This window comes from Singulisphaera photorubra (assembly GCF_045290345.1).
Taxonomy (GTDB): Bacteria; Planctomycetota; Planctomycetia; order Isosphaerales; family Isosphaeraceae; genus Singulisphaera.
The window spans coordinates 8361987-8375316 of record NZ_CP155447.1 but is presented as its reverse complement, the minus strand read 5'-3'; the positions used below and the strand labels follow the sequence as shown (position 1 = coordinate 8375316).

Sequence of the window (13330 nt, the reverse complement as noted above, 5' to 3'; positions counted from 1 at the left end):
GCTCGAGTCAGGCGATGATCTCCTTGACGACGTCACCGCTGACGTCCGTGAGGCGGTAGTCTCGGCCGACATGACGGAAGGTGAGCCGCTCGTGGTCGAGGCCGAGCAGATGGAGAATCGTGGCGTGGAAGTCGTGGACGTGGACGCGGTCCTGGGCGACGGCCACGCCGTAGTCGTCAGTCGCTCCGTGGGCGATTCCCCCTTTCACGCCGCCGCCGGCCAGCCATGACGAGAAAGCCTGGTGATGGTGCTCACGGCCAGTGTGGCCGGCCTGCTCGTGGTAGGGGGTACGGCCGAACTCGGTGGTCCAGACGACCAGGGTGTCATCGAGCAAACCACGCTGCCTGAGATCGGTGAGGAGGCCGGCGATCGGACGGTCGACCTTCTGGGCGAGGCCGGCATGGTCTTGCATGTTACCGTGCGAGTCCCAGTTGCCCGACGAGCCGGTGTCGATCAACTCGACGAACCGCACGCCACGCTCGGCGAGGCGGCGGGCAACGAGGCACTGCCAGCCAAATCCGGTCGTCTGCCCGCGTTCGAGTCCGTACAGGGCGAGAGTGGCATCGGACTCACCCGAGAGGTCGAAGGCGTGAGGGGCTTCGTTCTGCATCCCGAAGGCCGTCTCGAACGATCGGATCCGGGCCTCGAGTGCGGCATCGGCGGGGCGCTCGGCGAGGTGCCGGCGATCGGCCCGCGCGATCAGTTCAAGTTCGCGTTTCTGACGGGCCTCGACCGAGATCAGAGGGCGGACATTGGGGATCGGCGTGGGACCGGGGACGACGTGCGTTCCCTGGTGGCAACCCGGCAGGAAATCGGAGGCCCAGGTCTGCGTGCCGGCGTAAGGCGCAGCCGGGGCAATGACCATGAACGAGGGCAGGTTGCGGTTCTCGGTGCCGAGACCATAGCTGACCCAGGCCCCAATGCTCGGCCTGGCGAAGGTGAACGACCCGGTGTGCATACCAAGTGTGCCTTCGTAGTGGTTGGTGTGGTCCGAAGACATCGACCGGATCACACAGAGGTCATCAGCGCGTTCGCGGACGTGGGGGAAGAGGTCGCTGATCTCCGTGCCGCACCGGCCGCCGGGCCGAAACTCCCAGTTGGGACGCTTGAAGAAACGTTGAAACGCCCCCTTTTTGCCCTGCCAGTTGTCGACCGTGATCGACTTGCCGTGCCCGGCCATCAGCAAGGGTTTGGGGTCAAATGTGTCGACGTGAGAGACCCCGCCCGTCATGTACAAGAAGATGACCCGCTTGGCCTTGGGTACGAAATGAGGGGGCTGGGGCGAGAGCGGGTCGGCCGTCAAAGCGAAGGCCTGCTGCTCGGCGAGGAGACCAGCCAGGGCGATTGCGCCGAAGCCACCGGAGGCGCGGGCGAGCATTTCGCGGCGCGAGATCATGCGGTTGGTGCAGGGTTCGCTCATGGCGGGTCCCGTCAATCGATGAAAAGGAATTCGTTGCGGGAGTAAAGTGTGCGGGCAAGGGCCGACCAGGCGAAGATATCGGCCTCCAGTGAGGCGAGACCTGACGCCTCAAGGTCTTTTCGCTCGGCGGCGAGAAAAGCAAGGGAATCCGACTCGTCATCGGCTGATGGCGGCCGAGAGAGCGTCACCTCGAACGCAAGTCGGAGGCGTGCCTGCGCGTCCGGCTCGGCCGAGGTGAGCCAGCGAGCGAATGCCGCGGCCTGCTCGTGAACGAACGGGTCGTTCATGAAGAAGAGAGCCTGCGTGGGGACGGTCGTGACCGACCGGCGCGGGGTGGACGAGTTAGGATCGGGGCCGTCGAAGAGGGCGAGGTAGGGGTGCCGTTTGAGGCGCTGGGTCATCAGGTAAATGCTTCGCCGGTTCGATTCGTAGACGGCGGCGAAGGGGCTGTGTTGCGTGAAGCCCCAGGTCTCGACGGGGGGGAACGGGTGCGGGCCGGCGGGAGTGGTGTCGAGGGTGCCGGCGGTGAAGAGCAGGGCGTCACGGATCTCCTCAGCGTCGAGTCGGCGGCGAGGGAACCGCGCGAGCAAGTCCGCCGCGGAGTCACCCGCCCCGGCGGTTTGGTAGACGCTCGAAAGCATGATCAAGCGGTGCAACGACTTGACCGACCAGCCCCTCTCGATGAAGCGGCGGGCGAGGTGATCGAGCAACTCGGGGTGCGTGGGCGCAAGCCCACGGCGACCGAAGTCATTCTCGGTGGCCACCAGGCCGCGGCCGAAGTGGTGCTGCCAGACCCGATTGACCATCACGCGGGAAGTCAGTGGATTGGTCGGCCGGGTCAGCCAATCGGCCAGAGCGAGCCGGCCGCTCCCCGAATCGGGGGGCACGCGGTCGCCGCCGAGGATCTGCAAGAACCGGCGGGGGACTTCGTCGCCGGGCATCGTCGGCTCGCCGCGTTTCTGAATGCGAACGTCATGAGAGGTCCCTTCAGTCACCCCGTAGGCCACCGGAAACGGACCGGCCTTCTGCAACATGAGGCGGGCCTGTTCGGAGGCGGCGCGACGAGCGTCGCCCCCCACGGCCTCGGCGGCGAGCCGGGCGAGGGTCTCGTCGTACACCTTCTGCCTCGCGGCGGCCTCGGCGGGGGGCACCAGAGGTATGAGGTCGCGCGGCCGGTTCTTCTCCTCCGAGCCGGGGAAGGCGTACCGTGTGCTGTCGAAGATCCCGTAGATGGCGTAGTAGTCGGCCGCCGAGACCGGATCGAACTTGTGGTCGTGGCAGCGGGCACAGCCGAGGCTGAGTCCGAGCACCGACTGGCCAACCGTGTCGATGGTGTCCTGAATCGTCAGGTGCTGATAGTTCTGCGGATCGAACCCGAACCGGCGCGAGGTCGCGATCAATCCGGTGGCCGTCACCAACTCGGCGTGCCTCGCGGGGGCGGTCGCCGCGAGCAAGTCTCCTGCGATCTGCTCGCGGATGAACTGGTCGTAGGGCATATCCCGGTTAAAGGCATCGACCACATAATCGCGATATAAGTGCGCTTCGCGAACGGGAAAGTCGGCCGTCTCGCCCGCCGTGTCGGCGTAGCGGACGACGTCGAGCCAGTGCCGCCCCCAGCGCTCGCCATAGCGGGGGCTGGCGAGCAGGCGGTCGACGACCCTCGCGAAAGCATCGGGCGCGGGGTCGGCCACGAAGGCGTTGACCTCGGCGGGGGTCGGCGGCAGACCGATCAGGTCGAATGAAGCGCGTCGGATCAGGGTCCGGCGGTCGGCCGGGGGCGACGGCTTGAGGCCCCCGGTTTCGAGCCGGGCGAGGATGAAAGCGTCGATCTCAGTGCGAGCCCAGACACGGTCGACGGTCGCCGGGACGGGCGGGTCGGCCACCGGCTGAAACGACCAGAACCGGCGGTCCTCGTCGGTGATCGCGCCCGAGCGGATGGCGACAGGACTGTCCCCGCCGGGCCAGGGTGCGCCCCGCTCGACCCAGAGCTCGAGGTCGCCGATCTGCTCGTCGGAGAGCTTCCGGTTGGGCGGCATGGCGAAGTCACCCTGGTGGTTGACCGCCTGAATGAGGAGGCTTTTCGACGGGTCGCCGGGCACGATCGCCGGACCGTTGTCACCCCCTCGCACCAGCGCCGACCGAGCATCAAGCCGCAGACCCGACTCCTGCTTCTTGGACCCGTGGCACTTCACACACGATGCGACCAGGATCGGGCGAACCTTCTGTTCAAAGAAAGCCTCACCAGGTCCGTCGGGAGGCGCAGCCATTGCGCCCGTCCCAACCGTCATCACAACGAGCCACGCAAGTCCCCACCTCATAAAGTCGTCCCTGCCGCCGCTGAAAGGTCCGAATGCTTCGGGATTTCGTCGTCAGACACGCAAGGACTGCTCTCTTGTTTTTTTAAGGATGCACCGAAACGGGGCCATCCGCAAGCAAGTACCAAGTTCAGATCGGTTTACGCTCGAGCCTCACATACGCGCCACCGAGGTTTCTGTCTGTGATCCTCCCGAACCAAATCAGCTCGAGACTCGATCAATTCGGATTTTGGAACTTGCTGGAAGCATCACATCAAGTTGCTGACTCGGCCTTGGACCTGCTCAAAAAAAAGAGCGATGCCCCCTCCAAGAGGAGCCCAAACAAAGGACTTGTGACCATCCTTCAAGACGGCGGCTTCTCTCCCTGACCAGGTTGAGATAGAGTAAAGCTTGTTCCCCACATGACCTGGCCAATCCAGCTACGGAAGCCTCGGGAGAAGCGGCTTCACAAGTGAGCCCACACCCAACGGTTCGGAATGGGCAAAGACTTCACGTCTCGTCCTGTGCCGAGTCAGCGTCCCGCTCACGATGCGACGCTTGAGCCGGCAAACCTGGCCATTCGGAACGGAACCGGAGCCTTCCATGCCTACTCGATCGCGATCATCGATGGTCTTCGGCTCCCTGATCGTTCTGATGACTCTCGTTGGGTTTCTCGCCGGCCGAAGTTCGGTCTCACCACGGCCACAGCCGCACCCGATCCAGGCGCCAATCGCCAAGACGATTCCCACCGAGGTGAATGCACTCCCTCCGGCCGAGACGGTTGTGGACCTGGAACCATCCGAGGTCAGGACTCCCTCACTAGCGAGTGTCAAGCGTACTCGACCGCTCGAAGAAACCAAGCCCGAGGTCGTTCGGGCCGTCCGAGCGGAAGAGCCGATTTCTCCGGCAACCCTCCCAGTGCGAGTCCCTCCGACGGATCAATCCCTGATTTCGGTTTCGGAAAGTAAGAAACCACAACCCGATGAAGTGCTCACGTCTAAGGGTTTAAGTCGATCGGGCCGGATTTACGTCTTGGCCGCGGAAGAGGCGACCAGAACGCAAAACATTGAGGAATTCAGGCAAGCCTACGCGGAATGGGAGCGAATCGTGGCGCGGATGGATCAGCTCATGATCGCCGCGGCCCAGCATCAAAAGCTCTTGCAGGCGTGGGAGTACGAGTGTCGGCAAGGCTATCAAACGATGGCTGCCATCCAGACAAAACTCGAAGAACAGAATCGGCTTCGTGACCAAGCGAATTCAAATAAGACTCAGACGGGAACTCAGAATTCGGTGGGGGGCAAGTCGACAGCGCTCGGGAATGCGAATGAACTAGTTCAGTGGCAAAACATCCAAAGGCGCATCACGACTCTCGAGGCTCAGGCCGCGGAGCTTCAGTTTCAGCTCATTCAAGCCCAACGGGACTACGATCAGCTCGGCTCGATGGCACTCGCGAAGCAAGGGGATCTCCAGAGACGACAAGCGGCGCTGATACTCGCGACGGAGTCGATCCAGAAACATTATGACAACCTTGCAAACGATCGCCAGGTCATCGCGGCTCTGGTGGAGTTGAATCGGGGAGCCGACATCAACTTCGCCCTCGGACCCATTGAGAATTACCAATCCAATGTCTCAAAAATGCTGTCTGGTTTCCTCCAGTCGCAAGATTTGCATGCCTCGCGCAAAGGGAAAAAGCTCGTGGTGGGCTTGGATCGGGACGTCAATTCGCTCGCCTTCCAAACAACGACGTTCGAGGATCGGCTGGGGAGCGCCTTGAGCAAGCAGAAGGACCAACAACGTGACGAGGAGTCGCGTCCGAAGAAGCGAGCGGAATTGACGACCAGCATCCAGCGCCTCGAGGACGAGGTCGCCAAGGCGACTCAGGCCACCCCCAAGGCTCATTTATCCGCTCAACTGGCCGGTGCCAGGACCGAACTTGCGAACTTGCAGAAAGACGAAGCGGAGGTTGCGGCAGTCCGTCAGAAGCTCGCCGAGAACGTCGCGACCAATCGAGACGGGTTCGTGCAGAATGTCATCGCACTTCGCAAGGCGGTGGCTCTGAGCCAAGAGAAACACGATCAGTTAGAGACGGACACCGCGGTTCAGAAGGTGAAATCACGGATGAAAGCGAGCGTCGCTCCCCTCCCCAAGACCGCTCTCGACATCCTCAAAAAAGCCGAGACCTTGATCCAGACGGCGGAGATTCCCCTCGAGGCTGACAAGACGGTCGTTCAAGTCGACGCGATCCTCAACGGCCAGAGACAGAAACTGGTCGTCGATCCCACCCTCGACGTGGTCCGCCTTTCAAAAGCCTTGGCCACCGAACTCCAGATCGAGCTGAGCGAATCCTCCCCTGAGATCGACCTCGTGATGGAGGATGGCCGCACCCTGCGGGCCAAGCGGGCCACGATCAAGGCGTTGGAAGTTGGGCCGTTTCTGGTCCCCGACCTGGAATGCCTGATCGTTCTCAATGATTATGAGGCGCCGCCGGTGTTGGGAGCGGATTTCTTGAATCAGTTCTCGTACAAGTTTGACCCCGATGCCGGCAAGCTCACGCTCACACAAGTCAACATGATCCCGAAAACAAAGCCTTCCGAACGAGCTCGCATGCCAAGGTGAGTCCGGATCGACAGCGTCGGTTCAGTCGAGAACGAGCGGCAGTTTCCAGAGTCGCACGAAGCCATCATCGTCGGAAGTCAGGGCACGAAGGCCGTCGGAGAAAACGGCGACGCCCAACCGACCGGCGGTCTCCTCGAATCGATAGACCTCACGGTCGTCCTCAACATTCCAGAGGATGAGCTTCCCTGCCTTGGTTCCCCAAAGGGCATGGCGGCTGTCGGGCAGGAACGATACGCATCGGACCTGATCACGCGGACCATCGATCCGGCGAATCATCCGCTTGCTGTCGAGGTTCCAGAGAACGACCGCCCCATCGTCCCCCCCCGAGAGGGCGCGGTGACCGTCCGGCGAGAAGACCGCACAGAGCACCTTGGCTTGGCCCTTGAAATCATGGGCCTCATTGGGGGCGAGAAGCTTCCAGATTCGCACGGTCTTATCTTCACCCCCGGTGAGCACGCGCTGACCGTCAGGAGAAAAGGCAACCGCGGTGACCGCGCCCTCGTGAAGTAAGGAATAAATCTCCTTGCGCGTCGCGACTTCCCATAAGCGGACCGACTTATCACGACTCCCCGAGAGAGCGTATTGCCCATCGGGAGAGAGAGCAACGCTGTAGATTGGCTCGGTGAATCCCTTGAACGGAGGAAGCTCCCGACCGGCTTCCAGGTCCCAGAGCCTCATCACTTTGTCGGCACCGCCGGTGAGAGCCATCTGGTTGTCATGCGAAATCGCCACGGAAAAGACCGGGCCGTCATGAACAAAGCGACGGATCTCTTGGCCGGTCAAGAGATCCCAGTAGCGCACCGTGCAATCCAGGCCCGCGGACAGGGCATGTTGGCCATCCGTCGCCACGGCAATGCTCTCCACCAGACGATCCTCGTGGCCCGCAAACCGGCGGATCTCACCGATCGATTCGACCGGTTCGGGTGCGCGTCTCATCTCCGTCTCGGCGCCAATGGGCAGAGACGGGGCCAAGTTGGGGGAAATCGAGAGAGAATGCTCCGAAGCAGGCTCGGGGATAGCGATCTTACCCGGCGGTTCGAGCCTCGCCTCGGATTTCGACTGAGGCACCGATGCGACTGGAACCATCGGTCTTGCGCGTATCCGAGCGGACACGACCAACGTCAAGCCCGCGAGGCCGATGGTGAGCACGAGGACCGCGAACAGCCGAAGGATCCAGGTTCGCCATCGCCCCGTCGCTACCGTGCCGCCACCCGCCAAGCTCGAGCGCGGACTCGCTTGGTCCGACCGACTCGGAGGCCGCTTGAGGTCCGGGGCAGAGACGAGACCACTCCAGGCTTCCCCATCGCGCAGGGTCGACCCGTCACTTCGGCACGCTTGCAGGCCGGCGATGAGCTCGTCGACCGACTGGTAGCGATCGTGGGGCGACTTGGCCATCATCCGCCGCAACGTCGGATCGAGCGTCGGCGGGATGTTGGGTTGCGAGCCGGATAAGGACGGGATCGGTTCCTCGCGGTGCGCGATCACCCGTGCCATAAGCGTATCGCCGTCGTAGGGGGGCCTCCCCGTGAGCAGGTAATAGAGAGTGCAACCCAGACTGTAGATGTCGGAGCGGTGATCGGCGGCCCGAGAATTGTAGGCCTGCTCGGGGGCCATGTAGGCCACGGTGCCCATGATGATGCCAGGGCGAGTCAGTTCCGGGTCCGGTTCGACGCTTCCGAGAAGGTCCGCCCCCTTGTCCATCATCCGGGCCAGGCCCAGGTCGAGCACCTTGAGGGTCCCGCGCGGGTCAAGTAACAGGTTCGAGGGTTTGATATCCCGATGGTAGATGCCAAGGGCATGAGCGGCCCCCAACCCGCGGGCCGCCTGGATGATGCATTCGATCGCCCGCCCCGCCGAAAGCGGGCCACGGTCCTCCACGAGCCGTTTCAGATCTTTCCCCGCGTTATATTCCATCGCGAAGAAATGCAACCCGTTGAACTCGTCGGCGTCGAGCACCGCCACGAGATTGGGGTGACTCAACTTGGCCGCGGCTTCGGCTTCGCGGTGAAACCTGCGCACGGCCGTCCCATCTTTGGCGAAGGAGGGGGGGAGAACCTTCAGGGCCACGACCCGTTTGATGCGTCGATGGAGCGCCTTGAAGACCATCCCCATACCGCCGGCACCGAGCTTATCGAGGATCAGGTATTTATCAATGACCAGCCCCTTGGACTTCCCCTGGAGGAGAGCCCCGGCCTGGTATTCGGTCAATCGCTTGGAACGCACCAATCCCCGGGCGAGCTCTTCGGGGTTCTTCGGATCGAGGTCGGCCGGGAACTGCTTGAGGAGCTCCTGAATCTCCACCGGTTCCATCAAATCCAGTTGAACCAGCGAAATCAGCAGCGATTCCGCACTCACAAAGCGGTCAACACCACGCACCGTGGAATCGCGACTCCGGGGCGAATCCTCGGAGCCTCGAAAGGTGGCCGTCTCGCACAGGTCATACCACGCGAGCGCTTCGGCTGATCGGCCCTGAGCTTCGACGTCCGCCGCCCCGAGGATCGCCCTCCAGCCCCGGAGTTCGACCGTGGTTCCCGATTGGTCTTCCTGAAAAATTCGGAGCGTACAGGGCACGCAAAGGCCAAGCGGCGCATTATCAGGCAACGGGTTATGGCACTGCGGGCACACGGAGGCTGGCGGCATCGGTGCTCCCTTGGACCCGGCCTCTCAGTGGAGAGGTGCACATCCTATCCTTCTGCAATTGTCGCAACCACGACTCGCTTTGCCAACCGGCCGGCGGATCGCGCGGAGGCGATCGCTTCCGCCGACACCACCGCAGACCGAAGGGAGAACGCCAGCTCGCGACAAGTACGCCTCCGCACCAACAGTTCGCATCGGTTCGACAATAATATCTCGGCAATTCCGTTTAATTATGCAAAACAACCCCTTGGAGCCCCGGATGCTTCGTGGCCAGGGTCAATCGGTCGATGATCAAGGACTAAACGGTCCGTGAATTCACAAGTCGAGGCGCGACATCGGAAGAGTTGCCTCCGTGCGGATAAGTTGCAACGCGTTGGCAGTTTTGAGGTCGACCTGGTAAATTAAGAGCCTTCCAGCGTGTCCGGGCGGAGGCATTCGCTCACCTCCCCGAGCACGTCTCCACACCGGAGTCGCCATGCACCCGATCGATCTGGGGGTGATCATTGTTTACATCGTCGGCTGCACCGCGATGGGGGCCTGGTTGGGCTCGGGTTCGAAGGGACTGAAGGGATATTTCCTCGGCGAGAGCAATATTCCCGGCTGGGCGGTGATGATCTCGATCATCGCCACCGAGACCAGCGCGGTGACCTTCTTGAGCGTGCCGGGCATTGCCTACCGGGGCAATATGACCTTCTTGCAACTGGCGATCGGCTACATTCTCGCCCGTATCTTCGTCGCGATCTTCCTCCTGCCAGCCTACTTCAAAGGCGAGATTTTCACCGCCTACCAGGTCCTCCAGCAGCGTTTCGGGGGCGCAACCCAGAAAGCGGCGTCGATTCTGTTCCTGGTCACCCGGACGATCGCCTCCGGCCTCCGGCTCTTCCTCGCGGCCAAAGTACTTCGCCAGATGTATCTGGCCACCCAGGGTTATCCCTCCCCCTCGGGCTGGGAAATGCCCGGCGCGATCATCACCATCGGCCTCTTCACCATCCTCTATACATATCTGGGTGGAATCAAGGCGGTCGTCTGGACCGACGTGCTCCAGTTCTTCATCTACATCCTCGGCGGGATCGTGGCGCTTGTGATCATGGTCAGCGAGGTCCCCGGAGGATGGGGGACGATCGTGAAGGAAGGCATGGCCGCGAACAAGTTTCTCATCTTCGACTTCACTCCTAACCTGACGATCGCTTACGGCTTCTGGGCGGGCCTGATCGGAGCGATGGTGCTGGACACAGGGTCGCACGGCGTCGACCAAATGATGGTCCAGCGATACCTCTCAGCGCGGTCGCAACGCGAAGCCGCCTGGGCTCTGATCGCCAGCGGCGGGGTGATCCTCGTTCAGTTCGCACTCTTCTTGCTGATCGGCGTGAGTCTGTTCGTGCTCTATCAGCACTCGCCCCCTCCCGTCCTGCCCACCAAGGACGAAGAGTTCGCCTCGTTCATCATCCGCTACCTCCCCACGGGCGTGCTCGGTGTGGTGATCGCGGCCATTCTGTCGGTCACGATGAGCACGGTCTCGGGGGCCCTCAGCGCCTCGGCCTCCTCGACGGTCAACGACCTCTATCGCCCGCTCTTCCCCAACACGGACGAACGGAACCTGCTCCGTCTGTCGAAGGGGCTGACCGCCTTCTGGGGCATCGTTCAGATCGGCGTGGCCATCGCCGCGATCGCGTTGGAGAAGGCGGTGATCGACAACGCCCTGGCGGTCGCCGGCTTCGTCACCGGGATCTTGCTCGGCCTCTTTCTGCTCGGCTTGGTCTCCCGAAACGCAGGGCAGGCCGCGGCCTTCATCGGTATGATTGCGGGCCTCGCCGCTGTCTCGTTCGCCGCGTTCGGGACGAAGTTAGCCTACCCCTGGTACGCCCTGGTCGGCTCGGCCACCGTGGTCGCCGTCGGAATGGCGGTGAGCCTCGTGCTCCCAGCCGCTCCTCGCAAAATCATCGATACCAACCTTCAGCACGAGATTTGAATGAAGAACGCCGCTCGACTCGTTCTCCTCGTTTCCTTCTTCGCCTGCCCACTCGCGGCGCGGGCCGCCTTGCCTGAAGCCGAGCCCAGCACGGTCGGACTCGACGCCGCGCGGCTGGCTCGGATCGACGTCGCCGTCGAACGGGCGATCAAGCGCAAGGAAGTCGCGGGAGCGGTCGTCCTCGTCGGCCGCCGCGGAAAGGTGGCCTACGTCAAAACGTACGGCCAGCGCAGCGTCGAGCCAACCGCCGAGGCGATGACCCGCGACACCATCTTCGATATGGCCTCACTCACAAAGCCGGTGGCCACCGCGACCTCGGTGATGCGGCTGATCGAGGAAGGCAAGATCAAGCTGACTGACTCGATCGTCACTTACCTCCCCGAGTTCGACAACCACGACAAAAAGTCCGTGACCATCGAACATCTGCTCCGCCATCGGACAGGCTTCATCGCAGACAACTCGATCAAAGACTACGCCGACGGTCCCGAAAAGGCATGGGAGCGAATCGCGACCCTCAAGCTCAACTCTCCCCCCGGCGAGCGTTTTCTCTATAGCGACGTCAACTACCTGGTCTTGGGCCGGCTGGTGGAACGGGTCTCGGGAAAGACCTTGGATGAGTTCGCCCGCGAAACGATCTTCGAGCCGCTCGGGATGACCGACAGTCGCTTCGCTCCCCTGGTCAAGGGAAAGAAGCCGAACCCCGCGATCGACCTCGAGCGGTGCGCTCCGACCGAAAAAGAAGAGGGGAATTGGATCCGAGGCGTGGTGCACGACCCGAGATCGCGCGCCCTGGGGGGAGTCGCCGGCCACGCCGGTTTGTTCAGCACGGCCGACGACATCGCGATTTATGCTCAGATGCTCCTCGACGGTGGCAAAGGACCGGGCAATAAAGTCGTCCTCGCTCCGGAAACGGTCCAGTCCATGATCGACCCGGGCAGTACGCCCGCGCGTCAACGTCGGGGACTTGGTTGGGACATCGCGACGCCGTTCAGCCATCCCCGTGGTCGCGGTTTTGGCCCCGGCAGCTTCGGCCACACCGGGTTCACCGGCACATCGCTCTGGATCGATCCCACGACACAAACCTTCGTGATCATCCTGACCAGCCGGCTCCACCCGTTTGGCCCCAAAGGGAACGCCGGCCCGATCCGCTCCGAGGTTGCCACACTCGCGTCGGCCGCCATTCTCGATCGACCGAAGGATTTCAAGACGAGTGAAACTCACCTGCATCCGGTCGATTGCGGAATCGACGTGCTGGTGAAGTCGAAGTTCGCACCCCTGCGCGGCAAACGAGTGGGGCTGGTGACCAACCACACCGGCAAAACCAAGGACGGCGTCTCGACGATCGACGTCCTCGCCAATGCCCCCGACGTCAAGCTCGTCACACTCTTCAGCCCCGAACACGGAATCCGTGGCTTGGTCGATGCCGAGGTCGGCGACAGCAAGGATGAGAAGACCGGCCTGCCCGTTCTCAGTCTCTACGGGAAAACCCGAAAGCCGTCGAAGGCAAACCTCGAAGGCGTCGACATCCTCGTCTACGACATCCAGGACGTTGGCACACGCTTCTACACCTACATCAGCACGCTCGGTTTGATCCTCGAGGCCGCCAAGGAGAATGAGATCCCGATCATTGTCCTGGACCGCCCCAACCCGATCGGCGGCGTCGAGGTCTCGGGCCCGGTCCGCGACGATGGCTTCGAAACCTTCATTGCCCATCACGCGATACCGGTCCGCCACGGCATGACCGTGGGGGAGTTGGCCCGACTCTTCAATGCCGAGCGGAAAATCGGTGCCGATCTGAACGTGATCGCCTGCGAAGGTTGGCGGCGCGAAGATCTGTACGACTGGACGGGCCTGACCTGGACCAACCCGTCTCCCAACATGAGGAGCCTGACCGAGGCGATTCTCTACCCCGGTGTCGGCCTCCTGGAAGCGACCAACCTGGCGACCGGCCGGGGGACTGATACGCCATTCGAGCGTCTGGGCGCCCCTTGGATCGACGCCCGCGAATTCTCCGCGGCTCTCAACGGTCGCGGCCTCCCCGGCGTTCGCTTCGTTCCCAACCAATTTACCCCCAAAGAGCGACAGTACGCTGGTAAAGAATGCGGCGGCGTGCAGATCTTCATCACCTCTCGAGAGCTTTTCGACCCGCTGGCCCTCGGCATCGAACTGGCCGTGGTCCTGCGTGAGCTCTACCCCGAGCGCTGGGAGCACGACGGGTTCCTCAGGTTCATCGCCGATCGAGCCACGTACGACGCGCTGTTGAAAGGCGGAGACGCCCAGGCAATTCGCGCCCTCTGGGATGCGGAGCTGGCCAAATTCCGGTCGATCCGCGAGCACTATCTTCTGTACAAATAATTGGTCTTTTCATTTCAATCGAGACGAGAGAGACAGCGT

At 62.5% G+C, this 13330-nt stretch carries 6 protein-coding genes; 3 read left to right on the top strand and 3 right to left on the bottom strand.

The features are described from left to right. Positions 1–7: 7 nt before the first annotated feature. Positions 8–1420: a DUF1501 domain-containing protein gene (locus tag V5E97_RS31520; protein ID WP_406695515.1), complete on the bottom strand. Its 1413-nt coding sequence runs from the start codon at positions 1418–1420 to the stop codon at positions 8–10. Positions 1421–1431: 11 nt separating this feature from the next. Continuing rightward, complete coding sequence (locus tag V5E97_RS31515; protein ID WP_406695514.1) at positions 1432–3738, bottom strand: PSD1 and planctomycete cytochrome C domain-containing protein; 2307 nt, start codon at positions 3736–3738, stop codon at positions 1432–1434. A gap of 579 nt (positions 3739–4317) precedes the next feature. On the opposite strand from V5E97_RS31515, the gene V5E97_RS31510 reads away from it, so the two are divergent. After that, positions 4318–6330 (top strand): retroviral-like aspartic protease family protein, encoded by a 2013-nt coding sequence (locus tag V5E97_RS31510; protein ID WP_406695513.1) that lies wholly within the window; start codon positions 4318–4320, stop codon positions 6328–6330. Between the two features lie 21 nt (positions 6331–6351). On the opposite strand, the gene V5E97_RS31505 is transcribed toward V5E97_RS31510, so the two are convergent. Further along, complete coding sequence (locus tag V5E97_RS31505) at positions 6352–8970, bottom strand: protein kinase domain-containing protein (protein ID WP_406695512.1); 2619 nt, start codon at positions 8968–8970, stop codon at positions 6352–6354. 472 nt (positions 8971–9442) lie between these two features. Here V5E97_RS31505 and V5E97_RS31500 point away from each other — a divergent pair, with 472 nt between their 5' ends. Continuing rightward, positions 9443–10936 (top strand): sodium:solute symporter, encoded by a 1494-nt coding sequence (locus V5E97_RS31500; protein ID WP_406695511.1) that lies wholly within the window; start codon positions 9443–9445, stop codon positions 10934–10936. Further along, positions 10937–13291 (top strand): exo-beta-N-acetylmuramidase NamZ domain-containing protein, encoded by a 2355-nt coding sequence (locus V5E97_RS31495; protein WP_406695510.1) that lies wholly within the window; start codon positions 10937–10939, stop codon positions 13289–13291. The last annotated feature ends 39 nt before the right edge of the window (positions 13292–13330 follow it).